We start from the raw sequence: 25844 nt of genomic DNA on the forward strand, positions 1-25844 counted from the left end.
GAGCTGGCCATGGCGAGACTCTTACGCCTATCCCCGAACCCTGTCGATCGGACTCACCAAATATGGTTAGCGCCTGAGCAAAAGGGATAAGCAGTCAATAATCTGTCGTCATTCTGTGCGGACAAACAACTTAATCTTATTTGCCAGTGATAAAGCGCCGTTTGATTGACGACAGACGCGCTAATAACTCATCGTACCGAGCACGCATCTTCCTCGGGAGTTCGAGCAGGCGATGATGTGCGCGAGACCTTTCGGGATACGCATTCCTTAAGTGGATTATTAGATCGGAGCTCATTTTGAGCAAAAGTACGAGAGCTCGCATTTTTGCTTTAAAGCCAGGGAATTGGCGGCTTTGAAGTGTTGACAGGACGGTTGACCCGATAAACCCTCTGTAGGAAAGCTTATCTTCACTTCCGCGCCGGCCAAAGGTCTTTATCTGGTAGGCTGCCCCTTCTATACCTGCGCTGTATACCGTCCCTGTTCCTACTGTTATCCCGAGATTAACAACGGCGTGATACAAAAGAGCGACGTCCCAAAGATCATACTTGAGCTCGCGCTTCGTGAAAGTCTTCAGAGCGTCCGTTTTATGAAGGCCGTAAACCATGCTCGGCTGAGTATTGCAAAGAAACTTTGGAAGGTTAGCAACGGTCCCGCGCGGAGCCGACAAATCGGGCAATTCTAGTTCTCGCCGTTCGCCAGTCTCCAGGAACAAGATTTCCATTGATGGGCAGAACAACTGCGCCGATCCGATATTCTTGGCGCATACTTCCAAATAGTTTTCATGCCATTCATCGTCATCCGCCGCCCAAACAAAAAGTGGTGCCCGGGCCTGTTCAAGAACGAAAAGGAAATTGGCTCCGGCTCCAATGTTATGCGATTGCCGAATATATCTGACCCGCGAGTCTAGTCTTGCGAAGTGCTCACCAATTGCCTGGACTTTTGGATCAGGCGAGCAGTTGTCTGATATAATAATCTCGAAATTTCTGCTCGTTTGACGGAGCACGTTCTTGATGCGTGCTTCGAGGTAATCCGGGCGATTGTAGGTCGGAATGCCCACGCTAACGTTTGGAAGGATTTCGTGCATCACTGACCGCGTTTCATATTTGGCACCACTATTACGATCCGGCCAGATTGTAAATGTATGGCAGAGACCAGGAGCGATCGGATCGTGTCCCAGGGAGTGGTATAGCTGGATTTCGTAGCCATCGGTGATTTCCGGTAGGGTCGGGTTGCTTAGAGACAACCTGAAGGACTCCACCGATGGCCGACGACATGATGAACCTACGCTCACTCGTTGAGAAGAGCGCTGACGCCGATTTGCTGCGCGAGATGATCGGCTTTGCTGCCGAGAAACTGATGGCGCTGGAAGTCGGCACGAAGACCGGTGCGGACTATGGCGAGAAGAATGGCTTTCGACTTGCCCAGCGCAACGGCTACCGCGACCGAGACTGGGAGACGCAGGCGGGCGCCGCCGACCTGCGCACTCCCAAGCTTTGTACCGGCGGTTATTTCCCGAGCTTCCTTGAACCACGCCGTATGGCCGAGAAGGCTCTTACGGCGGTTATTCAGGAGGCCTATATACAGGGCGTTTCGACACGCTCGGTTGATGGCCTCGTCAAGGCGATGGGCATGGCGAAGGCGAAGAAATAGAACTTTGTCGCAACGAGGAGATGCGCTGAATCTGCATCAGTGAAGGCCGGCGCCACACCAACACGCTGGGACTAGCTCGGCTGGACATCGATCAGAGCCGTTTTCTGATGCCAGGGCTTATGCCCCGCCCTATACCGCGACCGGTCCTAGGGCCTCCTGCAGGCGACGGATGACGACGTCGAGTGGATGTGCCACGATATGATCCGTGCCGCCGGACAGAGTGATTTTCGTTCTATCAGCTTGTATTTCCAGGACCGAGGCGACGTACTCCGGATTGATGCGGACAGCGACAGCGCTGTTCCCGTCCTCAGCTGTAAAATTTGCAAACATGAGATCTGTCCGAACGGTTAGCGGCTTTAAGAATGCCCTGTATGTGTTGAAAGCGTATTGCCGAAAGGCAACTGGCTTAGCCAGCTTCTTCGACGGCGAGTATTTTTTCGATGGTCTCAATCCGCGCCGCTCGACGCTCCAGACTCTTGTTACGTCCTCGCTTCTCCGCCCCCTTTGCTTGTCGGCTCGCTTGGAGATGCTCAATGTAGACGTGGTCGTCCCTAACGTTTGAAAGGCGGTCAAAGATCCAACAGAAAGCAGCGGGAAGTTCTTCAACGCGAAAGACACCGGTTTCAAGAGACTGATCCTGATCGAGGATCTCCTGAAGAACGACTTGGTCCCAGATCTCGGGGTTGGTGTCGGACCTTTTCTTCCACTCTTCCAAGAGTTGGAGCGTCTGGGGAGTGTCGTTCAATAGGATCGTCCCCGAGAGCAATCGGCCGTTTTCCCGGTACAGAGCGATGTCGCACTCATATCGCGATAGCTGTGGCCAAGGGTTGCGGTGGAAGACGGCATCAACGTCGACATAGAGGAGCGGTCCGCGATGTTGCCGACGAGCCTCAAGAAGAAAGGCTGCTTTCAGCGATGCGTTTCGGACCTAGCTGCCGGCACTGTCGACTGCAGTCGTCTCGACCGAGAGACCGAGGCGCCTTGCCGACAAGACCATTCGTCTCGCTTCGAACTCATACAGGGAATTCTTGGTGTAAAACGCCACGATCGTGCCCGCCACCGCTTGGGGCAAGGCTCTGTCGGCGTGGGTTGGGAAGGGGACAAGATGATTTCGGTACTTTGACTTCGATGCACTGAAAAAATCGAGGCATTTGTAGAGTAAGTTCATTTTTATGCTGATTTGCCATTTCAATTCGTGGCGCGTGCCTACCTAAACGTGCGAACACGATCAAGGCCTAATGCAACCTGTAAGCAGGAATCTTGCGAATAGCTGCGTTTAAATTGTCCGCGAGGAGGCAAGGGAGTCGGAGTCTGTCCAAGCGCCATGTTGGCTATACCGGGCCGTGAGCGAGGAAAGCGTGCGTCTTGCCCGAACCCGGCCTTGGTACGGAGTTCAGGCACGCGGCGCCGTGAAGAGTGAGGCGCATGCCCTTGTCAATGGCAAGGAGCTGAAGCTATGCGACGCTTATTGCTTCGGTTTGGTCGCCGGGTTCGGCGCTTAGCATATCCCCGTTACCTATTCAATCAGGGCATACGAGTTTGAGATGTGTGTCGTGACTAATCGTGACTATGATCCGTGTCAGGCCGCCGATGTCTTGATGCAGGTTGGCGTGCCGGTTTCGATGGATACTCCGGTATCTTGAAGTTGCCCGGTTTCGCCATCTCGTTCGAACACTGAAATCCGGTCGGAATCTTGATTGGCGCAAAACAGGAGGCGACCAGATGGTGATAGCGCAAGGTTACGCGGCGTCTTTCCGCCGGAGGGCACGCTTGGGAGGAGTTCGACTTCGCCATTGTCGAGCGTCTTGAACACCGAAATACTGTCATGCCCACGATTTCCGCCGTAAAGAAAACGCCCGTCGGGCGAGATCTGGATGTCGGAACAATGGTTTCCGTCCGTATCCGGAAGTGCTTCCGTCGAGCCGATCGGTGTCAGCGCCCCTGAACCTTCATCCACGGCGAAACTTGAGCAACTCGAGTTAAGTTCATTCAGCACGTACAGAAAACGCCCGTTCGGGTGAAGGGCTGTGTGTCGAGGTCCAGAGCCTGGCTCACATTGCGTTTGCGAGAGATGGAGGAGTTGGTCGCCCTCCAATCGATAGCTTGTCAGTGTGTCGCAGCCGAGATCGGCCACCACGAATAGATTGTCGCTGATCTCCACGACACTGTGGGCGTGGCTGCGTTCCTGCCGGGCGGTGTCGGGTCCTTGGCCGATCTGACGTATGGATGCGCTGGGCGGATAAAGACCATCTTCGTCAGTGAATGGGAATGCCACCAAGGATTGGTCGGGGCCGCCGTCTGCCATGCCGTAGTTTACGACCATCAGCTTCTTGCCGTCTCGTGCGACGATATTATGAGCGGTGATGCTGCCGCGAGATGGCTGCATGTTGAGATAGGTGAGCGAGGCAGACTTGCTGTCGAACGAAAGCGCAGTGATAAGTCCCTCCCGCCAGCCGAAGATCTCGGAATTGGCGTAGACGGCCTTTCCGTTCGAGCTCACCGATAGGTACGTCGGATTGTCGATGTCGCCATATTCGGTGACTTTCGTTGCCTCGAGTTTGTCCTCGTCGAACCGATAGACGCTCACGCCCGCGCCGTTGGCCGACGCGAAGTAGGGCGTTTTCCGGTTACAGGATCCGATGAAAAGAAAATACGCGTCACTCATATCCGGTCTCCCTTTCCGTCCATGCTTCGTTTCCTTGATCGCATAATCGAATGGACTTGCAAAGGTGATGCATATGTGAAAGTGATATTCACATAAGAAATTTCGTTGCCGGGGGAGGGCATCGCTGTGGGCCAGGGGTCGACCGTCGGGATTTCGTCCACGCATCCATCCGACATGCCGCATGAGCATGCCGATTTACCGGTGTGGAACGCCGAAAACTGGTTTTACGAGGACTGGCCGGAAGGACAGAAGATCCGCTCGTTGCGTCGCACGATCGGCGAAAGCGACAGCCATCTTTTCAACGTGCTGATGACTGACATACACCCTTACGTGCAGGATCAGATGTTCGCTGAAAGCGAGGGCGTCTTCGGCCGGCGACTGGTCGCTGGCGCCTTCGTCTTTTCCGCTGGGCTCGGCCTGGTCGCGACCAATTGCGTCAATGCCTTCTCATATGGCTATGACAAGCTGCGCTTCATCAAGCCGGTCTTCATCGGCGACACGATCTACACGATCCGCACCAACCTTAGCAAACGTCCCCGCTACCAGGAACTCGGCCTGATCAGGGCAAGCTATGAAGTCTTCAAGGGCGAGGGCGAGCTCGTTCTCTACTGCGAGCACCTGCAAACCGTGAAGTACAAGAACCCGGCCGACTTCGCCGGTAAGACGGAAAAGTAATCTGCAATGACGCAATCAAATGATCTCCCCCTCAGCGGCCTCGTGGTCGTCGACATGAGCCAGTTCCTGTCCGGGCCCTACTGTTCGCTCCGGCTGATGGATCTTGGCGCGAGGGTGATCAAGATCGAGCGTCCCGATGGCGGTGACCTGTCGCGGCGCCTTTATCTCAGCGACACCGAAATCGGCGGTGACTCGACGATCTTTCACGCCATCAACCGTGCAAAGGAAAGCCTTGCGATCGATCTTAAAAACGAAAGTGATCTGAAGGCATTAAGGACATTGCTTCAGAGCGCGGACGTCGTCATTCAGAACTTTCGGCCCGGCGTTATCGAGCGGCTCGGGCTTCACTATGAAGCGGTCAGGGCCCTTAACCCCCGTCTCGTCTACGCGTCGATCAGTGGCTATGGTGACGAGGGCCCCTGGGTCAAACGCCCGGGCCAGGATCTCCTCGCGCAGTCACGCTCAGGCGTCATGTGGCTCAATGGTGACGAGGATCAGGGTCCCGTACCCTTTGGCCTGGCGATCGGCGACATGTTGGCAGGGGCCGCCGCCTGCCAGGGCATCTTGGCGGCACTTGTGCGCCGCGGGGTCACAGGCAAGGGAAGCCTCGTCGAGACCAGCTTGATGGAGGCACTGGTCGATTTCCAGTTCGAGGTGCTGACCACTCATCTCAACGACGGCAAGCGCTTGCCGAAGCGATCCAATTTTCGCAGCGCACATGCTTATCTTTCCGCGCCTTACGGTGTCTATGCCGCAAGCGACGGCTACCTCTCGATTGCCATGACGCCGATACCCAAGCTCGCCGATCTCCTCGGCATGCCAGAGCTCGATCCTTATCGCGACGATCCCTCGAGCTGGTTTCGTGAGCGCGACCGCATCAAGGAGCTCATCGCGCAGAAGATAGCGACACGCACGATCGACGAATGGCTGGCCATTCTGGAGCCGGCCGATATTTGGTGCGCAAGAGTGCTAAATTGGCACGAACTCATGGAGAGCGACGGCTTCAAGTCTCTCGACATGCTGCAGACGGTAACCCGCGACGACGACGTCTCGATCCTCACCACGCGCTCGCCCCTTCGCGTCGATGGCAGCCGTCCGAAGTTCGACCGCGCAGCGCCCCGCATCGGCGAGCACAGTGCCGCAATCCGCGAGGAGTTCGGATTATGAGCAAGGTGACGTTGAAGGGCATGACATGGAGCCATCCGCGTGGCTACGATCCAATGGTTGCCTGCTCCGAACTCTTCGAGGCGGAGACAGGCATTGCCGTTCACTGGGAAAAGCGCTCCCTGCAGGACTTCGAGACCTACCCTGTCGAAGGTTTGGCGCGCGCCTACGACCTGATCGTCATCGATCATCCCCATGTCGGACAGATCACCCACGAAAAGTGCCTGCTGCCACTCGATGTGACGGATCGTGCCGACGAGCAAAAGGCGCTCGCCGCCGGCAGTGTCGGCGCGTCCTACCCAAGCTATAACGCCGAAGGCCGTCAATGGGGCTTTCCTGTTGACGCGGCGACGCAGGTCCAGGCATACCGGCCGGATAGACTGGCCAAACCAGCTGCCACCTGGGCGGAGGTCGTTTCGCTGGCAAGGGAAGGGCGGGTCTTGCTGCCGCTTCGCCCTCCACACACGCTGATGACGTTTTACACGCTCTCAGCCAATCGCGGGCATCCCTGCCGTGTCGACCCTGGACAATTGATCGAGCCCGCGGCTGGCGCCGAGACCTTCGAAATGATGCGCGAGATCGCATCGCTCGTCGATCCCGCCTGTTTCGACATGGACCCGATTGCCATCTTCGAAGAGATGTCATCCCCCGATAGCCGCATCGACTGCGCGCCGCTCATCTATGGCTATGTCAGCTATTCGATTTCGGGTTTTCGAGACAGGCTTTTGCAATTCGCCGACATTCCCGTTGCGGGCAGCCGTGGCCCCATCGGCTCGGCGCTCGGAGGCACGGGCATCGCGGTATCGGCCTTCTCCAAAAGTCCGAAAGAAGCGATCGACTTTGCCTATTGGATCGCGAGCGGCCCCATACAGCGTGGACTATACGCAAGCGCCGGCGGACAACCTGGCCATTCCGACGCCTGGGAAGACGACACCGTCAATCAACACGCCTCGGAATTTTATCGCGCGACCCGCGCCACCCTTGATGGCGCGTGGGTTCGGCCGCGGCACAACGGCTACATGGCTTTCCAGCAGCAGGCATCCGACCGCATCAATGCGGGCCTCCAGGAGGGTGAAGCGGCTCGCCAGGTGGTCGCCGATCTCAACAAGATGTTTGCCAACAGCTTTTGAATTGGGCGCGGGAGGAACCAGGCGCCGATAAGGAGGAGTGAAATGAGAAAGAGCATCTGCAGTTTGCTGGCGGGCGCGAGCTTGGCGGCTTTGGGCGTGCCAGCCATGGCGCAAAGCGATGTCGGCACCGTCGTGTCGGGTCTGCCCGATCTTTTGAAGGCACAATATGACGGCGCTCCTCAAAAAATCGGCCCATCGGCCTGGGGCAACTGGACGCCGCCGGCCAAGCCCTGGAAATGGTGTCACTCGGAATCCTACCAGGGCAATCCCTGGCGCGTTACCGTGACCAAGGAGCTGAAGCGGCTGGTTGACGGGCTGATCGCCGATGGCAGCGTCTCCAGCTTCGAAGTCTCCGATTCCAACAACGACGTCAGCCAGCAGATCAACCAGATCCGCGCCTTCATCGACAAGGGTTGCTCGATCATCACCTCGATCCCAGGTTCTGCGACCGCTCTCGACGACGCGGTGGACGCGGCCGCCGCGGCAAAAATTCCCTTCGTCACTGCGGCGGGCTCGGTGACCAGCCAAAACGCGATCAATGTCGATTCAAATTATGCCCGCTGGGGCTATGACATGGTCACGGCTATCAACCAGGCGCTGCCCAAGGGCGGTAATGTGCTGATGGTGGAAGGGATTGCCGGTCATCCGATTGTCGCTCAGGAACGTCAGGGTGCCGACAAGGCTCTTGCCGAGGACAAGAACCTGAAGGTTGCTCGGTCGGTCAACGGCAACTGGACCGCTAACGTCACGAAGACGGTCGTGCTCCAGGCCATTGCTACCAATCCGGCACCTGTCGATGCTGTCTGGACAACCGGCAGCGAAAGCCGGGTCGTCGCCGAGGCATTCGCGCAAGCCGGCCGCCCCGCACCGCTTATCACAGGATCCCTGACAGGCGATGCGCTCGGTTATTGGAAGGCCAACCCGGACAAGTACAAGTTCGAGGGCCATGCGCTGTTGCCCCATTGGACCGCACAGACACTCTTTAGAGTGGGCGTGCGTATGCTCGACGGGCAAAAGCCGAGGCTGAACACGCTCATGATCCCGATCCCGGCCGTTCACAACGCCGATCTGCCGAAGTGGTACAAGGACTGCATGACCCCCGATGCGGTGTCGATCTTCCCAGTGCCGCCGACGGATCCAATGCCGGAAGATCTGCTCAACGCCTATTTCGACGGTGCCAAGCCGACGCCGGGATGGGATTACGCCAAGACGCCCGACGCCTGCGCCAAGTAAGATTGACGGGCTGCGGTCCATGACCGCAGCCTCCCCGGATCGGATACATGTTAGAAATCGAAGGCCTATCAAAAAGGTACGGGGAGACCGTCGCGTTGTCAGGCGCGACGGTCACGTTTCGTGCCGGAACTATACATACGATCCTTGGCGAAAACGGCTCGGGCAAGAGCACGCTCGTCAAGATCCTCTCAGGCATCGTTTCCCAGGATGAAGGTCAAGTCAGGCTTGACGGCGCGCGCCTTGCCGCCACCAACCCGGCCAGCTTCCAACGCGCCGGTTTCGCGACCGTCTTCCAGGAAATCCTGATTGCACCTGATCGCGACGTGACTGACAACATCCTGCTTGGGGTCGATGGCTTGTGGACGCGCGGTGTGGCGCGCAAAAGCCGGCGCGAAACGGCCGCCAACGCGCTCAGCCGCTTTGCCGTCACCGACATTCCGCTCGATGCGACGGCCGGATCGCTTCCCCTGGCCGCCCAGCAGCTCGTCGTCTTGGCGCGGGCGGTGGTGCGGTGCCCACGCGTCCTGATCCTCGACGAAGTGACGGCAGCGCTCGACTTTGGCGACCGCCAATCCGTCTTTCGCCTGATGCGGGAGCTCGCTGATGCCGGAAGTCTGCTGATCTTCATCACCCACAGAATGGACGAGGTGAAAGCGCTTTCCGACAGGATATCGATCCTCAGAAGCGGGTGTGTCGTTCGCACCGAAGAGGCCGGCATCTCCTCATCGGAAGAACTCTTAGCCGCAATGGCCCCACGCATGGCCGAGGAGTTAAGCCATGTCTGATGTCAGGTTGACCATCGACAATCTCGAATTGAAGGCAGGCGCCCGACCGATATCACAGACGATCGCGGCGGGCGAAATCGTCGGTCTTGCCGGGTTGGACGGCCACGGGCAGCAGACATTCCTGGAAGCGCTTGCGGGCCTTGTCGCACCGGCAAGCGGACAGGTTTCTGTGATGCGGCAGGGGCAGGGCAGGCCTTTACAAGACTTCCGCCAGGCTGTTGCCAACGGGATCGCCTATCTGCCACGTGATCGACGGGCGACCGGAATTTTTCCATCCATGTCCGTGCTCGACAATTTCGCGATCGCGACCGTCTGGAAAGACACGACTGCCGGGCTGATTACAGCGGCCAGGCGTCGCGAGCGCTTTGAAGCCTATCGCCAGAAGCTCTCGATCAAGGTGCCGGATCTCGATGCGTCGATCACCACGCTGTCAGGCGGCAATCAGCAAAAGGTTCTTCTCGCAAGAGCCCTGGCGCTCGGCCCCAACATACTCCTCCTAAACGACCCGACGCGCGGTGTCGATGTCGCGACCCGCCACGTGCTCTACGGGGTCTTTCGCGAACTTGCTGCAGACGGCATGACCTTGGTGATCCTGTCGAGTGAAATTGAGGAGATCCTTGTTCTTTGTGGCCGGTTGCTGGTCTTTCGCGACAATGAGATCTCGGCCGAAATGGCCGGCGCTGAAATGACGGCTGAGAACGTTATCTCGGCTATGTTTGGAAAGGCCGTTTGATATGGGCGCCCGCTTTTTCGGTCTTGCCGATCTGGTCAGGAATGCAGGCTTTGCAGCGGTTCTGTTCGTCCTGCTGCTGGCATTGAACCTGATCCTTAATCCGACGCGCTTTGCTCCAGGCAACTGGGGGACGCTGATCGGGCTTGCAGCGCCGCTGATCGGCGCGTCGCTTGCGTCGGCGCCGGTTATTTTGGCCGGGCGCGGCGGTATCGATATCTCTGTGGGACCAGCCATGGGCTTCGTCAACGCGATCGTCATCCAGGTGCTTTTTCTCACCATGGGCATTTCCTTGCCCGCCGTGCTGATACCTGCAGCACTCCTTGCCGGACTGGCGATCGGCGCCATCAATGGCTTTCTGGCGACCGTCGTGCGCATCCAGCCGATCGTTGCAACGCTTGGAACCTATCTCGTCCTCGGCGGGGTGACGCTGACAATCGTGCCGTCGCCTGTCGGTCCAGCCCCTGGTTGGCTGAAGGCCATGTCGGCAAGCTGGTCGATCCTGCCCCTTGCCTCTGTTGCGATTTGCTGGCTGCTTATCAAGAAGCTTCCTTACTACGACCTCTTGATGGCGGTTGGCAGCGACGATCGCGCTGCCTATACCGCCGGGGTGCCGGTCACGAAAGTTCGGTTCATTGCCTACCTGATCACCGGTCTCTTTGCTGCAATCGCTGGCCTGATGCTAACGGCATTGATCGGGTCAGCAGATCCCAATATTGGCGCCAGCTATACCTTGATTGCCATTGCATCGGTCGCTCTTGGCGGCGTCAGCCTTGCCGGTGGGCGCGGCGGCCTTGCCGGAGCGGCGATCGGTGCGATCGATATCTTCTTGCTGCAAAGCGCGCTGACCGCCTTCAATGTCTCAACCTACGTTCTTCAGATCGCATATGGCGCGATCCTGGTTGCCGCCGTCGTGCTGACTGCGCTTCAGGAAAAGAGCGCCAAAGGAGCGCGCGCCCGATGATGACGACCAAACTCTTGAAGGGGACGACTGGCCGGGCAATCGGCGCCTTTGCGATCGTCATCCTGCTGCACGTGATCGGCACCATCCTCATCCCCGGTTATTCGCAGCCTTTTGCGATCCGCGCGCTGCTTGTGCTCGCATCACTGCTGGCGATTGCATGCATCGGCCAGACCCTTGTCGTCATCCTTGGCGGCATCGATCTGTCGATACCCTTCGTGATCGGCTTTGCGAACGTGGTGGCGGCCCAACTCTATGGCCAGCAATGGAATTTCGCGATCGTCTGCCTGATCGTAGCGCTGATTGCCTTGTTGATTGGTGCATTCAACGGCTATGTATCGCGTAGTCTGAACATCCATCCGCTGATCGTCACGCTCGGAACTGGCATGGTGGTCCAGGGCGCCGTTTTATTTTGGACAGCCGGCTTTCCGTCAGGGTCGGCGCCACAGGCGATTTCTGACTTTGTCTCGATCGGGGGGAGTGCTGGCCCGTTGCCTTTGCCGTGGGTGGTCCCGTGCGTGGTCATCCTCGCCGCAATCGTCGCGTTGATACTGGCCCGCACGCCGTATGGTCGCAGGCTTTACGCCCTTGGCAGCAACCCTTTCGCCGCACCGCTCGCCTTGATCAATCCCGTTGGCATGTGGGCCGTGACCTTTGCGATCAGTGCCTTGTTCTCGGCAGTGACGGGCGTCTTGCTGCTCGGATTTACAGGGTCGGCCTACGGCGATGTCGGCCAGCCGTATCTTTTCCAGACGATTGCAGCCGTGGTGGTCGGTGGTGCAGCATTGATCGGCGGGCAGGGAAGCTATCTCGGAACAATCGCAGGCGCACTCGTGCTGACGGAAATCAACACGCTTCTCATCGGCCTCGGCTTCCAACCGTCAGCGGTGCAGGCAGCGCTCGGTGCCATCATCGTCGCGCTTGTTTCGGTCTATGGGCGTGAACGCCACGTCAGCAAGACAATCTGATGGTTCGCACCTGCACTCCGCGTGCCAAGTCCGTGCCTTTCGACCGTTTCTAAGACGCGGTCGCATGTCCAAGCCGTGTCCCAGTCATTGCGTCTGCCTCTCGATGCGGGGCTAGCTGTTGCCCGCAATGGAACAGTTGGTCTCGACACCAGTTACTCCGGCGATGGGAGGCGAGCGAAGAACACGCCCACTTGGCATCGCGGATGAAAGGTGTGTTTGATGAAGGACTATATTGCAGCCTTCGGCCTGTCGTTGCTGATCGCAGCTCCCGCATTCGCCTTTGATGTGAACGGCAAGGGGCAGGACAGCCTGCTTGGCGGTGACGCAAACGTCTGCCACCGCGAGCCGTGGCGATGCACGAAACACCCTGAGCGCGCAGAGCGTCAATATTATCGTGACCGCTATCATCGTGAAGCCGATCGGCGAGACGATCGAAGGGCGCGCGATTGGGATCGCCGTCACTACCGCGATTGGAATGATTAGGCTGAGTCCGAACTGCAGGTCCGCCTGATTTCTGCGCCTTGCTTCTCTGACTGCGGATCATAAACGATCGATGCAGAGGCGCTTCGAGCGCGTGGGGTCGCGGAGGCCGCATCCTGGAAGGAAAGATTCATTTATGAAGACCGTTGCGATTTCGCAATCTCGTCTGATCCGACCAGGATAGAGAGCTGCTTGGCGGTTTTTTGAAGATGCGCGATCGTGCGGGTGATATCGGGGGCCCCAGGCGCGTTGACCAATGCGATATAGGGGCAGGTGAGCGCTGCCATGCACGTGCCGTCGGCACCGAGAACAGGCGCAGAAAGGTTGTAGACACCAGCTGTCTGGGCGCTCGGCATCATCTCGTAGCCCTGCTTCCGGATCTGGTCCAGGCGCTCGTAAAAATCCTCTGAAAGATTGATGTCGTCACGGCTTCGCACATGCTCGGAGATCATCAGCTCGCGCTCGTCTTTATCCCTGAACGCCAAAAGCACATGGCCCGAACCTGTGTCGAAGAGGTTCACATGCGAGCCGACGCGGATGGAAATCCCCCAATAGTCTGGCGCTTCCTGCTGCGCGATGACAACGGCGTTACCGCGATCAAAGACCGCAAGGTGGTTGGCCTGGCGGGTCTTCTGGGCAAGCTCACGCATAAGCGGCGTTGCAAAGGAGGCAAGCCGCCTGGTCGGGGCATGCAACTGTGAAAGCCCAAAGAGCTTGAGCGTCAGTGCAAAGCGGTCGCCCTCGAGTTTTGCAACATAGCCGCGACGCACCAGTCGATCGAGCATGCGATAAAACTCGTTCGCGCTCCGGTCCAGCCTTTTTGCGATTTCGCTCTGTGACAGGCCGTCCTCGACACTCGCCAAGAGTTCTAAAATGTCGAGACCCTTGTCGAGCGCCGGTGCGCGGTAACGGTCTGCGTCATCGATTTCCATTTTCGGTCTCCTATGAATAAGAGTTGCATATACGCAGATTGCGCTTTCGAGAAGGGAAACTTCCGCTTGACGAAGGCTCTTTCTTGTCGTTTGTATATAAAAATAAAACTCATATGTGAGGAGCCGGCTGTTCCTTGGCGGATCGCCGTTTTGGAGGAGAGGAATATGAGAAAGTTGATTGCCAGCCTCGCGGCTGGGATTTCGCTGGCTACGTCGGTCGCCAGTGCTGCCGATTTGCCGGGAAAATTTGAAGGCGTGACGATCGATGCCAAGTTGATCGGCGGCCAGCAGTATGAGCCGCTCTATGCGCGCATCGCCGAATGGGAGAAGGCGACGGGTGCCAAGGTCAACGTTCTTTCAAAGAAGAACTACTTCGAGCTCGACAAGGAAATGAAGTCGGATCTGGCCGCGGGCGACATCAAGTGGTGCGTTGGCTCGAACCACTCGTCCTTCGCGCCGATCTATGAAGGTCTCTATACCGACCTGAAGCCGCTGCTGCCTGCCGACGAGATTGCCAAGTTCGTCGATTCAACGATCTCGGCATCCACTATCGACGACAAGCTGGTCATGTTGCCGCGCGCGCAGTTCGATGTTTCGGCAATGTACTACCAAAAAAGCCTCTACACCGACGAAGCCAAGAAGAAGGCTTTCAAGGAGAAGTACGGCTACGACCTGGCTCCGCCGGATACCTGGAAGCAGGTGTCGGATCAGGCCATCTTCTTCTCCAATCCGCCGAATTTCTTCGGCACGCAGTTCCCCGGCAAGGAAGAGGCGATCAATGGCCGCTTCTTCGAAATGCTGGTCGCTGAAGGCGGTGAATATCTCGATAAGGACGGAAAGCCGACCTTTAACTCGGAAGCCGGCGTACGCGCTCTCGACTGGTTCGTGAACATGTATAAGGCCAAGGCAGTGCCGGTCGGAACCACCAACTATCTCTGGGATGACCTCGGCGCTGGTTTTGCATCCGGCACAGTCGCACTTGATCTGGACTGGCCGGGCTGGGCTTCCTACTTCAACGATCCGAAAAACTCGAAGATTGCCGGCAATGTCGGCGTTATCGTTCAGCCCGCCGGCTCCTCAGGCAAGCGGACCGGCTGGTCAGGTCATCACGGTTTCTCCGTCACCGAGGCCTGCGGGCACAAGGATGCGGCGGCATCGCTCGTCTGGTTCCTCACCAACGAAGATTCCCAGAAGATCGAGGCGGCCACCGGCACCCTGCCAACCCGCAAGGCGGTTTGGGACTGGGATATCGAGCAGGCTGCGAGCGATCCTTACAAGAAGGAAGCTCTCGGCGCCTTCCAGGAAGCCATGAAACATGCCTTCCCGGTTCCGCGCACGCCCGAATGGATCGAGATTTCCAACGCGGTCTATCCGGAACTGCAATCGGCTATCCTCGGCGACAAGACCTCCAAGAAGGCTCTCGACGCCGCAGCCGACAAGGCGACGTCCATTCTCAAGGACGCCGGCGCTCTTTAATCCTGTCATAATGGGGCCCGCACCTGCAAACGGGTGCGGGCCCGATTTTAAAAGATCGGAGCTTTCTTTCGGCTCCCCTGCGGTCCAGGCGCCCGATATGGCGTGGACAGGTTGTTCGATGTTCAAAAAAATCCCGACACCCATAGTCTTGCTCCTGCCGGCGATCATCGTTCTGGCGGCTGTCGTCCTGGTGCCACTGCTACTTTCTCTTTATTCCAGTTTCACACCGTTCCGCCTGACCCGGCCGCAGACGCTGTTTGTCTTTGTCGGCCTGCGAAACTATGTTCGCATCCTCACGGATCCCGTGTTTCTTGCAGCGTTCGTGCGCACCGTGGTGCTGCTGACGATCGCGCTCAATCTTGAAATGTTGCTCGGCCTAGGGCTGGCGCTGCTCGTCAATCGGGCAACCATGGGTCAGCGCCTGCTGCGCACCATGATGATGTTTCCGATGATGTTTTCCCCCGTCCTCGTGGGCTTTCAGTTCAAATTCATGTTCAACGACAATGTCGGCCTCATCAACAACGCGCTTCAGGCGCTCGGACTGACAGACACCGCGATCCCGTGGCTGATTGACGGCAACCTCGCGCTATTTTCGATCGTCGTTGCCGAAGTCTGGTCGTCCACAGCAGTCTTTGCAATCCTCATCCTGTCCGGGCTGCTCGCCATGCCGCAAGAGCCCGTGGAGGCCGCCCGCGTCGACGGTTGTACGCCCTGGCAAACGTTCCGCTACGTCATATGGCCGTTTCTCATGCCCTTCGCGTTCATCGCCATGACGATCCGCTCGCTCGATGTCGCGCGAGCCTATGACATCGTCAAGATCATGACGGATGGCGGCCCGGCGCGGCGAACCGAGCTCTTGTGGACACTGGTCGGACGCACCGCCTACGCCGATGCTCAGATGGGGCTTGCCAATGCCATGGCCTACGTCTCGATCATCTTGTCGATCGCGTTTACCGTTTATTTCTTTCGGAAGCTGGCGCTTGCCCGCACCCAGATCGGCGCGGAGTGGTAGTCATGGACAGCAATACTCGACAGCGCCTGCGTCGCCGTATCGGCCGTGTCTTTTATCTGATCGGACTGTTCCTGGCGATGCTTATCATCTGCCTGCCAGGCTTCTGGATCGTTCTCAGTTCGCTGCGACCGCCGGTCGAAATCATGGCGAAGCCTCCCGTCTGGATCCCGAATGAGCTGTCGCTCGATGCCTACCGGGCCATGTTCTCCGGCATCGGCAAGGGCGGCATCCCCATCTGGGACTACTTCCGCAATTCGCTGATCATCTCGATCACCTCGACGGTCATCGCGCTCGCAATCGGCATGTCCGGCGGCTATGCATTCGCGCGCTTCAAGTTCGCGGGCAAATCCGCAACGTTTCTCGGCTTGATGCTGACGCGCTCGGTGCCAGGTATTGCCCTTTCGCTCCCGCTTTTCATCCTCTATTCGCGTATTGGCATTATCGATACGCATTTCGGGCTGATCCTGACCTATGTAGCCCTCAATGTGCCCTTCACCATCTGGCTGATCGACGGCTTCTTTCGCCAAGTCCCGAAGGATCTCGCCGAAGCGGCGCAAATCGACGGCTGCACGCGCTGGCAGGCCTTCTGGAAGGTCGAGTTCCCGCTGGCCGGCCCAGGTATCGCATCAGCAGGCATTTTTGCCTTCCTCACCTGCTGGAACGAATATGCCCTTGCTTCTCAGCTGACACGGTCGGTCAACTCGAAAACCCTGCCGGTCGGTCTCCTCGACTATACGGCCGAGTTCACGATCGACTGGCGCGGCATGTGCGCCCTTGCAGTGGTGATGATCGTTCCGGCGCTGGCGCTCACCTTCATCATTCAAAAGCATCTCGTATCCGGCCTGACATTTGGCGCGGTCAAAGGTTGATATCCCATGGCTCAGGTCTCCCTTAAGAAACTCGTCAAGCGCTACGGCGCGCTCGAAATCGTTCACGGCATCGATCTCGATATTGCCGATAAGGAATTCGTCGCGCTCGTCGGCCCATCTGGATGCGGCAAGTCGACGACGCTTAGGATGGTGGCCGGACTTGAACCGATTTCTGGTGGTGACATCGAAATCGGCGGCCGCCTCGTCAACGATCTGCCGCCACGCGATCGCAACATCTCGATGGTCTTTCAATCATACGCTCTTTATCCGCATATGAGTGTGCGCGAGAACATGGGTTTCTCGCTGAAGATCGCCAAGGTCGCGCAGCCTGAAATCGATCAGCGCGTCAGCGAGGCAGCGGCCATCCTCAGCCTCGAAGCTCTGATGGACAGGCGCCCAGCGCAACTGTCGGGCGGCCAGCGCCAGCGCGTCGCCATGGGCCGAGCCATCGTGCGAAACCCAGACGTCTTCCTGTTCGACGAGCCTTTGTCCAATCTCGACGCCAAGCTGCGAACGCAGATGCGCACCGAAATCAAGAAGTTGCACGCCAAGGTGCAGGCGACGGTCATCTACGTCACCCATGATCAGGTCGAGGCCATGACACTCGCCGATCGGATCGTCATTATGCGTGATGGCCATATCGAGCAGGTCGGAACGCCTGACGACGTGTTCAAGCGCCCCGCGACGCGCTTCGTTGCCGGCTTTATCGGCTCTCCACCGATGAACATCCTGGATGCCACCATCGATGATGGTCATATGTTGTTTGCCAATGGCGACCGTCTGCCTTTGCCCGAGAAATTCAAATCCGCCGTCACCCGCGGCCAGAAGGTCACATTCGGTCTGCGTCCAGACGATATGTTCCCGACTGGTCACGGTCTGGTTTCGGGCAACGTGGCGGAAGTCCACGAAGCGAGCCTACCCGTCACCATCACCGAGCCGCTTGGCAACGAAACGCTTGTCTTTGTTGAATTTGCCGGTCGCGAATGGGTGGCGCGCATGCTCAACCCCCGCGCCCTTTCAAGCGGCGAGCAGCTGAAGATGAGCTTTGATCTGTCGCAGGCGCATCTCTTTTCGGCAGACACCGGCAAGAGCCTGGCAAGCTGAGGGTAGGGAGCAACACATGGCACGCATCGAGAAGATTGAAATCCGCATGGTCGACCTGGCGCCCAAGGTCAAGCGCACCGATGCCATCCAGAGTTTTGTCAGTCAGGAGACGCCGATCGTCTTGATTACCGACGCCGACGGCGCCACCGGCATCGGCTACAGTTACACGATCGGTACCGGCGGATCGTCGATCATGCGGCTGTTGTGGGATCATCTCGTCCCGCTATTGATAGGGGCGGATGCTGATTGCATCGAGGCGATCTGGCGCAAGATGGAATTTGCGACCCACGCAACGACGATCGGCGCAATTACGGCCTTGGCTCTCGCCGCAGTCGACATCGCCTTATGGGATCTTAGAGCCAAGAAGCAGGCGCTGCCCCTTTGGAAGCTGGCAGGCGGGGCAAAGGACAGCTGCCCGCTCTACACCACCGAGGGCGGCTGGCTGCATATCGAAAAGGAAGCGCTGGTCGAAGATGCGCTCTTGGCGAAGTCGAAAGGCTTTTCCGGTTCCAAGGTCAAAATCGGCAAACCGCATGGCGCCGAGGATTACGCGCGACTTGCGGCTGTGCGCGCAGCGGTCGGCGATAGCTTTGAAATCATGACCGACTGCAACCAGGGTTTCACGGTGGATGAAGTCATCAGGCGCGCCGCGCGCCTGAAAGACCTTGATCTTGCCTGGATCGAAGAACCATTGCCGGCGGATGATCTTGACGGACATATTCGCCTTTCTCGCTCGACAACGACACCAATCGCCGTGGGCGAATCGATCTATTCGATCCGCCATTTCCGCGAATACATGCAAAAGGGCGCCTGTTCGATCGTCCAAGTCGATGTCGCACGTATCGGCGGCATCACACCCTGGCTCAAAGTCGCCCATGCCGCCGAGGCTTTCGATATTCCCGTTTGTCCGCACTTTTTGATGGAGTTGCATGTCAGTCTGGTCTGCGCGACGCAGAATGGAAAATACGTGGAATATATACCGCAGCTCGATCAACTGACCACCAAGGGTATGGAGATCCGCGACGGTCGCGCGATCGCGCCCTGCGAGCCCGGTATCGGTATCAGCTGGGACTGGCAAGCTATCGAAGACCGGTCGATTGGCGAGTTCACCAGAGAGCGTCGCGGCTGAGGAGAATGTCCATGCAGCGGATGGGAATGGTTATCGGGCTCAAGCCAGCAAATGTCGCGAATTACAAACGCCTTCATGCGTCTGTATGGCCAGAGATCCTGGCGCTGATCACTGAATGCAACATCACAAACTATTCGATCTTCCTCAAGGAACCGGAGAACCTTCTTTTCGGGTACTGGGAATATACCGGAGAAGATTTCGACGCAGACATGGCAACGATGGCTGCACACCCAAAGAACAAGGAATGGTGGGCCGTCTGCATGCCCCAGCAACAGCCGCTTGAAACGCGAAAGAAGGGCGAGTGGTGGGCAATGATGGAGGAGGTGTTCCACCATGACTGAGCCTTTCGACCCCAAAAGCCTCCGGCAATCATGGCCGCGTCCCGCCAAGCCGCGTCCAATCGTGATTTTTGGCGCTGGTAGCATTGTCGGCGACGCGCATCTGCCGGCCTACAAGAAGGCCGGATTCCCGGTTGCGGGCATTTTCGACCCGAATTTTGGCAAGGCAAGCGCCTTGGCAAAAGAATGGGGCACGCTGGCTTTCGTGTCGCCAGACCAAGCGCTCGAGGTCGACGGCGCAATCTTCGATCTGGCGACACCGCCCACAGCCCATGCCGCCATCCTCTCAAAGCTTCCACCGGGGTCGTTCACGCTGCTTCAAAAGCCAATGGGCGACAACCTAGAGGAAGCCACCGAGATCCTGTCCTTGTGTCGGTCGCGCCGGCTGACGGCCGCGGTCAACTTCCAGCTGCGTTTTGCGCCGATGATGCTGGCGCTCAAGGACGCGATCGCCAGGGGCTATCTTGGCGAAGTCGTCGATTTCGATGCCTGGCTCGCACTGGCAACGCCATGGGGCCTATGGCCGTTTTTAAAGGGGCTGCCGCGCATCGAGATCGCCATGCACTCAATCCATTACCTCGATCTCGTCAGGGATCTGCTGGGCAATCCGCTCGGCGTCCACGCTAAGACCATCGGTCACCCAAACCACGAAGTGGCGCAGACCCGAACCGCCGCCATCCTCGACTATGGCGACAAAATCCGTTGCGTCCTGTCAATCAACCATGACCACGATTTCGGCAGACGATTTCAAGCCTGCGAATTTCGACTATGTGGCACAAAGGGCGCCGCCTATTTGAAGCTTGGCGTCAATCTCGATTATCCGCAAGGAGAGCCGGACGAGCTTTGGATCAGGGCGAGTAACACCGACGAATGGGTCGCCGTTCCACTTGAGGGGAGCTGGTTTCCAGACGCTTTCGCCAATCGGATGGCGAACCTTCAACGTTTTGCGTCCGGCGAGGACGATATGCTTATCGGAGCCGTCGATGACGGATGGCAGACAATGGCGCTCGTCGAGGCCGCCTATCAATCCAGCACTAGCCCCGCCACACCGATAAGTCTGCTGCCGAAGGAGTAATCACATGTCCGAGCAAATCATCCATTTCGAAGACTACGAACTCAATGCGGTTCGCACGACGACCGGCCGGACGATCACCGAAACCGACTTCGTCGTTCATGCGGGGCATACCGGCGACTTCTTCCCGCATCATATGGATGCGGAATTTGCCAAGACGCTACCTGGCGGCCAGCGCATCGCACACGGCACGATGGTGTTTTCGATCGGCGTCGGGCTGACGGCGTCGCTCATAAATCCGGTCGCATTTTCCTATGGCTACGACCGGCTGCGCTTCGTGCGGCCAGTTCATATCGGCGATACGATCCGCACACGGGTGACAATCTATTCCAAGGAAGACGATCCTAAGCGGCCAGACATGGGCCGCGTCGTCGAGCGCTGCGAGGTATTGAACCAGCGCAATGACGTCGTGCTTGCCGCCGATCATATCCTGCTCGTCGAGCGCGGACCGAAGAAGGCTTGAGCGGAATGTCTTTGAAAACACGCTCAGCCATTGGCATAAGGCGTCGGTGAAGATCGGGGCACGGGCGATGAGTTGTCCCGAGACGGACTGAGAGGTGCAGGTGCAGTGCTGGCCTGCTGGCATAGAATGGCAGCAAAGCATTCACTCTTCGGGTTTGGCCGCGTGGGAATTTGGATCCACCACCGTGACGTGGCGCCCCAACTCGATCTTTTCTTCCACAGTCACCATAAGATTTCGTAGTATGGATGACCGGAGGATTCTGATGAGCCCAATCACAACTATGCCGTGCCGTCCCGAGCCAGGTATATGGCCGCGTGAACGCCGCCCCATTCTAGACTGGCTCATGAACGAAACGAGTTCACAGCGTTTCTTGGACAATTTGCTTGTTGAACTCTGCGAGCGCCTCGTGCTCGAAGGCGTACCGGTTGCCAGGTCGTCGCTACACCTCAGGATCCAGCACCCTCAGTGGCAAGGCGCCCGGATCCTGTGGCAGCCCGGCCTCGAGCAAGCCCATATCGACACATTCGACTACAATGTCGACACCACGGAGCTGTTCCTTCGCAGACCGGCCACGGAAATATACAACGGGGCATCGGAGGTCAGGCAACGTTTCGTCGCGGGCAACGACGAGGCCGCTGCCTATCCTCTTTTCGAAGAACTCCAAAGGGATGGCTTTACGGACTACGTGGCATGGCCGATCCAGCATACATTGGGTAAGCGCCACGTCGTCACCTTCGCGACGAAAAAGAGCACTGGATTTTCAAACTACGAGATCGTCTACCTCAAGGACTTGCTCCCGGCGCTCGCCCTGGCAAGTGAAATCCGCATGAAGAACGCCATGGCCCGGACGCTTTTGGAAACCTATGTCGGACCGCATGCCAGCGCGGAGATTTTGGCCGGCGCGACGACGCGAGGCAGCGGGAAGACCGTGAGCGCCGCAATCATGATTTGCGACTTGCGCGATTTTACAGCGCTGTCGGACCTATGGCCACGAGACGACATCATCGAGATACTAAACGGCTACTTCGATGCACTCTGCGAACCGATCGAGGCTCGCGGCGGCGAGATCCTGAAATTTATGGGCGACGGTCTCCTGGCTGTGTTTCCGCTCAGCAACCCCAATGCCTGCGCAGACCTGTTGGAAGCGATAAAGGACGGGCGCAAACGAATGAGCCACTTGAATGAAACGCTGGTGAAAGGCGGGAAATCGCCTCTTCGATACGGGATCGGTGTCCATGTGGGCGACGTGATGTACGGCAACATAGGGTCTAGAAAACGCCTGGATTTCACGGCGATTGGCCCCGCCGTCAATATCGCGTCTCGTTTGGAAGAGCTTACGAAGGAAGTAAGGCGGCCGGTTTTGCTTTCGTCCGAGTTCGTCCAGCTTGTGCAGGGATCATCGTCAGAATTTTTTGAACTCGGATCGCGTAGGCTGCGCGGGCTCGAAAAACCGGTGAGCGTATTTGGACTTGTCGACTAAGCAGGCCGCGACACCATGACGCGTTTTGGCGCGCTGCAGGTCCATAACGACCGCGGGCGCTCAACCCATAATCTGGGGAGCGCCCGTTGGTTGCAAAGGCCGCGAACGCCGAATGTTCAGCAGGCGGCCTCAAGTGGCGCCGATATAATCGTGTTGGTTTGAAACGTGAACCGCTTTATACGCAGCCCAGCTATGCATAGGAGACTGAACTGCTCCTTCTGACCGCTGTGAAGTGACGCTGTTGCTCTCCGTAAGCTCGCGCGAGCACCGGGAGTCATGCCGATTCCGCAATTTGGGCCGAGTTAGGTCGAGGCCTCTTTTGCCGAATGTTCAGTAGCCATTGTTGAATGGTCCCCGACAACTAGTTTCGAGAGCTTGAACGATACTAAAGCGGAGATGGGTCGCGAATGCTGAAATCCTTTGAACATGTGGGCATGACTGTCAGCAACATGGATCGCGCGATCCGATTTTATTGCGAGCTACTCGGGCTGACGCTCCATCTGAGAAAAAAGATGGACGACGGCGCGGAGCTAGCCTTTTTGGACGCGGGCGGCGGGATGCTGGAGATTGTCGCTCCCGCAAATGGAGCCAAGCCAGCGATGGACGTACCCGACGACACTGCCGGATTGCGCCACCTGACATTTCTCTACGAAGACGTCGACCACACGTTCGCAAGGCTCGAGATGGCCGGCGTTGACATAAAGGAGCGACCGCGTTTTGCTTATAATCCCGAGGTGCTGGAAAAAGTAGCCTTTGTGCGAGATCCCGATGGTATCATAATCGAACTCGCGCAGCGGAAAACTTGATCGGGCCGATGGCGACCTGGTATGTGGGGAGGCGGATTGAGGGGCCGATCGCTGTGCCGGTTCCGTCCTCCTTGGGCATGAAATGCTTGATGCGGCGAAGGGCCTCGAGCTTTGGGGGTAACGAGCCCTTCGCCTGTCACTCAAGCGTATCAGGGAACTCCCAAGCGACAGTCTATGGTAGCCGATTTACTGGCGCGGGCAAGATGGGCAGGCATCGTTGCTGGCAAGATCCCCGGTGCCCGAGGCCATGACCGATCGAGGAAGCATAGGAACATCTCGCCGGTGAGATAAGCCGCACTGCGATCAGTTCGTGAGCTAGCCTCAGCCGGCATTGCCATCAGGTGTTTGGATCTGAGAATGCGATTGTTCGGAGGAGTGAACGGTAACGTGAAATGTTGATCCGCTTTCGTCGACCACGTCGAACCTGACCGACCGAGCTTTTCCAAGTTGGTCCAGCATCTTCTCCGCGGCCTCTTGAGGTGTTGCTGCTTCAACTGACGCAGTGCTAGTCACGGCATATCTTTGGTTGATCATGTTTGTCTGCCTCCAAGACGCAGGTTTTGGGCTTGTGGCGAGCGCAACGGATCATGGGGGATTCGGTTCCTTGGGACATTGCCGGGCGCCGATTTCGAAGGGCAGGGATTAAGCTGACAATTGCGCGCGCATCTCAAGGTAATACAGCGTCTCATGCTCGATTTCGGCGATAAGGCGTTCATACTCGGCGATTTCTTCGGTGTCGCGTCCAAGATCTTTTATTTTGCGCAGGTGGAGGACGGCAATGCTGTAGGCTTCGCACATCTCACCGATCGATTGACGGTACGCCGAAAGTGCTCGAACCTCGGGAACGCGAAGCGACAGGAGAGCCCAACCATGGGCGACGTGGTCAATTCCAGTCTCCATTTTTATAACTCGCTCGATGCGCATGCCATTTCAGATCTACCGTGCCGTCGTCCATAAATGGCCAAAAGTCTGATAGTAGCTCGTCTTGAAAGCAAGTCCTACGGGGGAGTGATGTGGAGGGCCAAGAGTTGCAGAGCCTCAAGGCCCTCCACGTGCCGAGGAAGCTGTTAGGAGACCATCTCGGCGGGGAAAAACCAGCGAGAGAGAAATATGTTCCAAAATGAAAACACGGAAGGGCCGGTCAAATGGACGTTGGCGCTTCGTAGGTCTTTGTGACCTGCCTGAACAGCGTAATCGTTATCAGGCCCGCAATCACGGTTCGATGGAATGATGCCGCTGCCCGGTATATGAATAATCCCAGGCTGGAAAACGAGGGAGAGAAGCTGGGGATGCCGCCTTGGCATGAGTTCTTCTGATCACCCAGATGTTGACTTTGTCACTCAGGCATTTCACATGCTTCGCTTTAGCTTCTGTCCTTGAACTGCCCGGAGAACTGATAAATGGCCGAACTAACAGTTTATATTGGATGGGATTCCCGCGAAGATATTGCCTACCAAGTCGCCAAGGCCACGTTGCTCGCGAACGCCTCCATTGATGTTGAGGTTCACCCTATCAAGCTGCAGGAGCTCGTCGACCAGGGTGTCTACACCCGTGAAGTCGATCCTTTGGCATCGACCGAGTTTACCTATTCCCGTTTCTTCACGCCCTGGCTTGCCGGCTACAAGGGCTGGGCGCTGTTTTGCGACTGCGACTTCCTGTTCTTCGGCGATGTAGCCGACCTCTTGCGCTACAAGGACGACAGCAAGGCTGTCGCCTGTGTTCATCACGACTACACGCCCAAGGAGGGCGTGAAGATGGATGGCAAGGTGCAGACCAATTACCCTCGCAAGAACTGGTCCTCGTTCATGTTGTTCAATTGCGAGCACCCTTCCACACGCCTGCTGACGCCCGAGCTCGTCAATTCGCAGACCGGCGCCTATCTTCACCGCCTGCAATGGGCCAATGACAGCGAGATCGGCGAAATCCCCGAAGAATGGAACTGGCTGGAGGGCTGGAGCACGAAGCCGACGCAAGGCCTTCCAAAGGCGGTCCACTACACCAATGGCGGTCCGTGGTTCCATAATTGGCAGGACGTCGAATACGCGGATGTCTGGCTTGAAAAGGCACGCGCGCTCGATCCGCATTTCGCACCCGTGTGACCGGTGAACCTCGGCTTTCTCGTCAGTTTGCGCGCTGCCTTATCAGGTAAAGCGCTGCGGATCGGCAAGAACCCGAACATGCGGTATCTGCCGAAGCTTCGTTATCGGCACGGTAAGATCGAGATTGGCGACCGTCTTTTCACGAGATGCGGGGTGGTTCTTGATGCGCAAAGTGGGATGATCGAGATCGGCAACGACGTCTCGATCAACGATTACTCGATCGTGCTCGGACATGGCGGCGTCTTAATCGGTGACAACACCCGGATCGCGGCACATGTCGTCATCGTCTCGTTCGAGCACAGCTACGAGGACGCCACTGTTCTCATCAGGGATCAGCCGATCAAAAAGGGCAGGGTGGAGATCGGCAGGGACGTCTGGATCGGTGCGGGGGCCAAGGTGCTTGCCGGCAGCAACATCGCCGACGGCTGCGTCATTGGCGCCAATAGCGTCATCAAGGGGACGACGGAGCCGTTCGGCATCTATGTGGGCTCGCCCGCGCGCCTGGTCAAAAAGCGCGCCTTACCCGAAACCACAGGGCCCCAAACGACAGGGCCCGAAGCGACAGGGCTCGACACGGCAGGGCTCGACACGACAGCGAGGGAACAATGAGCGACAGGGATGAA

27 protein-coding genes and 1 pseudogene are annotated in these 25844 nt (G+C 57.8%); 22 read left to right on the top strand and 6 right to left on the bottom strand.

Translation table 11 applies throughout. The annotated features are described in order from the left end of the window. Positions 1–136: 136 nt before the first annotated feature. On the bottom strand, positions 137–1243 hold the full coding sequence (locus ACIQUB_RS30395; RefSeq protein WP_402935413.1) for a glycosyltransferase family 2 protein: 1107 nt from the start codon (positions 1241–1243) through the stop codon (positions 137–139). A gap of 17 nt (positions 1244–1260) precedes the next feature. Here ACIQUB_RS30395 and ACIQUB_RS30400 point away from each other — a divergent pair. Further along, positions 1261–1629, top strand: a pseudogene (locus ACIQUB_RS30400) (transposase); the annotation flags it as partial. 427 nt (positions 1630–2056) lie between these two features. Here the strand turns inward: ACIQUB_RS30400 and ACIQUB_RS30405 are convergent. Both ACIQUB_RS30405 and ACIQUB_RS30410 read right to left on the bottom strand, forming a co-directional pair. Continuing rightward, positions 2057–2563, bottom strand: a complete 507-nt coding sequence (locus ACIQUB_RS30405; protein ID WP_402935509.1) for a putative nucleotide-diphospho-sugar transferase — start codon at positions 2561–2563, stop codon at positions 2057–2059. 666 nt (positions 2564–3229) lie between these two features. Next, entirely contained in the window at positions 3230–4315 is a 1086-nt protein-coding gene (locus ACIQUB_RS30410; protein WP_402935416.1) for a lactonase family protein, read from the bottom strand. Positions 4316–4489: 174 nt separating this feature from the next. Here ACIQUB_RS30410 and ACIQUB_RS30415 point away from each other — a divergent pair, with 174 nt between their 5' ends. The 9 genes from ACIQUB_RS30415 (at position 4490) to ACIQUB_RS30455 (ending at position 12444) form a co-directional block, all read left to right on the top strand. Further along, complete coding sequence (locus ACIQUB_RS30415) at positions 4490–4990, top strand: MaoC family dehydratase (protein WP_402935512.1); 501 nt, start codon at positions 4490–4492, stop codon at positions 4988–4990. 6 nt (positions 4991–4996) lie between these two features. After that, a complete protein-coding gene (locus ACIQUB_RS30420) occupies positions 4997–6157 on the top strand; it encodes a CaiB/BaiF CoA transferase family protein (RefSeq protein ID WP_402935419.1) in 1161 nt (386 codons plus the stop codon). Continuing rightward, the gene (locus tag ACIQUB_RS30425) at positions 6154–7284 is read left to right on the top strand and encodes an extracellular solute-binding protein (protein WP_402935422.1); all 1131 of its coding nucleotides are present in this window, start codon (positions 6154–6156) and stop codon (positions 7282–7284) included. The genes ACIQUB_RS30420 and ACIQUB_RS30425 overlap by 4 nt, the downstream gene beginning before the upstream one ends. Before the next feature lie 42 nt (positions 7285–7326). Beyond that, complete coding sequence (locus tag ACIQUB_RS30430; RefSeq protein WP_402935425.1) at positions 7327–8517, top strand: substrate-binding domain-containing protein; 1191 nt, start codon at positions 7327–7329, stop codon at positions 8515–8517. A gap of 95 nt (positions 8518–8612) precedes the next feature. After that, positions 8613–9302, top strand: coding sequence for an ATP-binding cassette domain-containing protein (locus ACIQUB_RS30435; RefSeq protein WP_402935428.1), 690 nt, complete (start codon positions 8613–8615; stop codon positions 9300–9302). Next, positions 9295–10035: an ATP-binding cassette domain-containing protein gene (locus ACIQUB_RS30440; protein ID WP_402935431.1), complete on the top strand. Its 741-nt coding sequence runs from the start codon at positions 9295–9297 to the stop codon at positions 10033–10035. The genes ACIQUB_RS30435 and ACIQUB_RS30440 overlap by 8 nt, the downstream gene beginning before the upstream one ends. 1 nt (position 10036) lies before the next feature. Next, entirely contained in the window at positions 10037–10996 is a 960-nt protein-coding gene (locus ACIQUB_RS30445; protein WP_402935434.1) for an ABC transporter permease, read from the top strand. A 71-nt stretch (positions 10997–11067) separates the two neighbouring features. Then, positions 11068–11961: an ABC transporter permease gene (locus tag ACIQUB_RS30450; protein WP_402935437.1), complete on the top strand. Its 894-nt coding sequence runs from the start codon at positions 11068–11070 to the stop codon at positions 11959–11961. A 219-nt stretch (positions 11962–12180) separates the two neighbouring features. Further along, positions 12181–12444 carry a hypothetical protein gene (locus tag ACIQUB_RS30455; RefSeq protein WP_402935440.1) on the top strand — a complete coding sequence of 88 codons (264 nt, stop codon included), beginning with the start codon at positions 12181–12183 and terminating at the stop codon, positions 12442–12444. 131 nt (positions 12445–12575) lie between these two features. Here the strand turns inward: ACIQUB_RS30455 and ACIQUB_RS30460 are convergent, their stop codons facing one another. Then, entirely contained in the window at positions 12576–13373 is a 798-nt protein-coding gene (locus tag ACIQUB_RS30460) for an IclR family transcriptional regulator (RefSeq protein WP_402935443.1), read from the bottom strand. 165 nt (positions 13374–13538) lie between these two features. Between ACIQUB_RS30460 and ACIQUB_RS30465 the strand changes: the two genes are divergently transcribed. The 10 genes from ACIQUB_RS30465 to ACIQUB_RS30510 all read left to right on the top strand — a co-directional run bounded on the left by ACIQUB_RS30465 (position 13539) and on the right by ACIQUB_RS30510 (position 23122). After that, positions 13539–14849: a sugar ABC transporter substrate-binding protein gene (locus tag ACIQUB_RS30465; protein ID WP_402935446.1), complete on the top strand. Its 1311-nt coding sequence runs from the start codon at positions 13539–13541 to the stop codon at positions 14847–14849. Between the two features lie 118 nt (positions 14850–14967). After that, entirely contained in the window at positions 14968–15861 is an 894-nt protein-coding gene (locus ACIQUB_RS30470; RefSeq protein ID WP_113239552.1) for a carbohydrate ABC transporter permease, read from the top strand. A gap of 2 nt (positions 15862–15863) precedes the next feature. Then, positions 15864–16730, top strand: a complete 867-nt coding sequence (locus tag ACIQUB_RS30475) for a carbohydrate ABC transporter permease (protein WP_402935450.1) — start codon at positions 15864–15866, stop codon at positions 16728–16730. A gap of 6 nt (positions 16731–16736) precedes the next feature. Then, positions 16737–17834, top strand: coding sequence for an ABC transporter ATP-binding protein (locus ACIQUB_RS30480; protein ID WP_402935453.1), 1098 nt, complete (start codon positions 16737–16739; stop codon positions 17832–17834). A 16-nt stretch (positions 17835–17850) separates the two neighbouring features. Beyond that, the gene (locus ACIQUB_RS30485; protein WP_402935456.1) at positions 17851–18963 is read left to right on the top strand and encodes a mandelate racemase/muconate lactonizing enzyme family protein; all 1113 of its coding nucleotides are present in this window, start codon (positions 17851–17853) and stop codon (positions 18961–18963) included. An 11-nt stretch (positions 18964–18974) separates the two neighbouring features. Beyond that, positions 18975–19304, top strand: coding sequence for an L-rhamnose mutarotase (locus tag ACIQUB_RS30490; RefSeq protein WP_402935459.1), 330 nt, complete (start codon positions 18975–18977; stop codon positions 19302–19304). Continuing rightward, positions 19297–20376 (top strand): Gfo/Idh/MocA family protein, encoded by a 1080-nt coding sequence (locus tag ACIQUB_RS30495; protein ID WP_402935462.1) that lies wholly within the window; start codon positions 19297–19299, stop codon positions 20374–20376. The genes ACIQUB_RS30490 and ACIQUB_RS30495 overlap by 8 nt, the downstream gene beginning before the upstream one ends. Positions 20377–20380: 4 nt before the next feature. Continuing rightward, positions 20381–20836 (top strand): MaoC/PaaZ C-terminal domain-containing protein, encoded by a 456-nt coding sequence (locus ACIQUB_RS30500; RefSeq protein ID WP_402935465.1) that lies wholly within the window; start codon positions 20381–20383, stop codon positions 20834–20836. 262 nt (positions 20837–21098) lie between these two features. Further along, a complete protein-coding gene (locus ACIQUB_RS30505; protein WP_402935468.1) occupies positions 21099–22316 on the top strand; it encodes an adenylate/guanylate cyclase domain-containing protein in 1218 nt (405 codons plus the stop codon). A 407-nt stretch (positions 22317–22723) separates the two neighbouring features. Beyond that, positions 22724–23122, top strand: coding sequence for a VOC family protein (locus ACIQUB_RS30510; RefSeq protein WP_402935471.1), 399 nt, complete (start codon positions 22724–22726; stop codon positions 23120–23122). 321 nt (positions 23123–23443) lie between these two features. Here ACIQUB_RS30510 and ACIQUB_RS30515 read toward each other — a convergent pair whose 3' ends face one another. Continuing rightward, entirely contained in the window at positions 23444–23656 is a 213-nt protein-coding gene (locus ACIQUB_RS30515; protein WP_162737614.1) for a hypothetical protein, read from the bottom strand. A 108-nt stretch (positions 23657–23764) separates the two neighbouring features. Further along, positions 23765–24046, bottom strand: a complete 282-nt coding sequence (locus tag ACIQUB_RS30520) for a hypothetical protein (RefSeq protein ID WP_402935474.1) — start codon at positions 24044–24046, stop codon at positions 23765–23767. Positions 24047–24522: 476 nt separating this feature from the next. Between ACIQUB_RS30520 and ACIQUB_RS30525 the strand changes: the two genes are divergently transcribed. Both ACIQUB_RS30525 and ACIQUB_RS30530 read left to right on the top strand, forming a co-directional pair. Next, positions 24523–25221: a glycosyltransferase gene (locus ACIQUB_RS30525; protein WP_402935477.1), complete on the top strand. Its 699-nt coding sequence runs from the start codon at positions 24523–24525 to the stop codon at positions 25219–25221. 3 nt (positions 25222–25224) lie between these two features. Continuing rightward, entirely contained in the window at positions 25225–25830 is a 606-nt protein-coding gene (locus tag ACIQUB_RS30530) for an acyltransferase (RefSeq protein ID WP_402935480.1), read from the top strand. The last annotated feature ends 14 nt before the right edge of the window (positions 25831–25844 follow it).

This window comes from Rhizobium sp. NPDC090275, assembly GCF_044772225.1.
Taxonomy (GTDB): Bacteria; Pseudomonadota; Alphaproteobacteria; order Rhizobiales; family Rhizobiaceae; genus Rhizobium.

Bases quoted from the DNA above. Each gene is read 5' to 3' on its own strand.
- ACIQUB_RS30410 (WP_402935416.1), bottom strand. From the start codon at position 4,315: ATGAGTGACGCGTATTTTCTTTTCATCGGATCCTGTAACCGGAAAACG.
- ACIQUB_RS30415 (WP_402935512.1), top strand. From the start codon at position 4,490: ATGCCGCATGAGCATGCCGATTTACCGGTGTGGAACGCCGAAAACTGG.
- ACIQUB_RS30420 (WP_402935419.1), top strand. From the start codon at position 4,997: ATGACGCAATCAAATGATCTCCCCCTCAGCGGCCTCGTGGTCGTCGAC.
- ACIQUB_RS30425 (WP_402935422.1), top strand. From the start codon at position 6,154: ATGAGCAAGGTGACGTTGAAGGGCATGACATGGAGCCATCCGCGTGGC.
- ACIQUB_RS30430 (WP_402935425.1), top strand. From the start codon at position 7,327: ATGAGAAAGAGCATCTGCAGTTTGCTGGCGGGCGCGAGCTTGGCGGCT.
- ACIQUB_RS30440 (WP_402935431.1), top strand. From the start codon at position 9,295: ATGTCTGATGTCAGGTTGACCATCGACAATCTCGAATTGAAGGCAGGC.
- ACIQUB_RS30445 (WP_402935434.1), top strand. From the start codon at position 10,037: ATGGGCGCCCGCTTTTTCGGTCTTGCCGATCTGGTCAGGAATGCAGGC.
- ACIQUB_RS30455 (WP_402935440.1), top strand. From the start codon at position 12,181: ATGAAGGACTATATTGCAGCCTTCGGCCTGTCGTTGCTGATCGCAGCT.
- ACIQUB_RS30460 (WP_402935443.1), bottom strand. From the start codon at position 13,373: ATGGAAATCGATGACGCAGACCGTTACCGCGCACCGGCGCTCGACAAG.
- ACIQUB_RS30465 (WP_402935446.1), top strand. From the start codon at position 13,539: ATGAGAAAGTTGATTGCCAGCCTCGCGGCTGGGATTTCGCTGGCTACG.
- ACIQUB_RS30470 (WP_113239552.1), top strand. From the start codon at position 14,968: ATGTTCAAAAAAATCCCGACACCCATAGTCTTGCTCCTGCCGGCGATC.
- ACIQUB_RS30475 (WP_402935450.1), top strand. From the start codon at position 15,864: ATGGACAGCAATACTCGACAGCGCCTGCGTCGCCGTATCGGCCGTGTC.
- ACIQUB_RS30480 (WP_402935453.1), top strand. From the start codon at position 16,737: ATGGCTCAGGTCTCCCTTAAGAAACTCGTCAAGCGCTACGGCGCGCTC.
- ACIQUB_RS30485 (WP_402935456.1), top strand. From the start codon at position 17,851: ATGGCACGCATCGAGAAGATTGAAATCCGCATGGTCGACCTGGCGCCC.
- ACIQUB_RS30490 (WP_402935459.1), top strand. From the start codon at position 18,975: ATGCAGCGGATGGGAATGGTTATCGGGCTCAAGCCAGCAAATGTCGCG.
- ACIQUB_RS30495 (WP_402935462.1), top strand. From the start codon at position 19,297: ATGACTGAGCCTTTCGACCCCAAAAGCCTCCGGCAATCATGGCCGCGT.
- ACIQUB_RS30500 (WP_402935465.1), top strand. From the start codon at position 20,381: ATGTCCGAGCAAATCATCCATTTCGAAGACTACGAACTCAATGCGGTT.
- ACIQUB_RS30505 (WP_402935468.1), top strand. From the start codon at position 21,099: ATGAGCCCAATCACAACTATGCCGTGCCGTCCCGAGCCAGGTATATGG.
- ACIQUB_RS30510 (WP_402935471.1), top strand. From the start codon at position 22,724: ATGCTGAAATCCTTTGAACATGTGGGCATGACTGTCAGCAACATGGAT.
- ACIQUB_RS30515 (WP_162737614.1), bottom strand. From the start codon at position 23,656: ATGATCAACCAAAGATATGCCGTGACTAGCACTGCGTCAGTTGAAGCA.
- ACIQUB_RS30520 (WP_402935474.1), bottom strand. From the start codon at position 24,046: ATGCGCATCGAGCGAGTTATAAAAATGGAGACTGGAATTGACCACGTC.
- ACIQUB_RS30525 (WP_402935477.1), top strand. From the start codon at position 24,523: ATGGCCGAACTAACAGTTTATATTGGATGGGATTCCCGCGAAGATATT.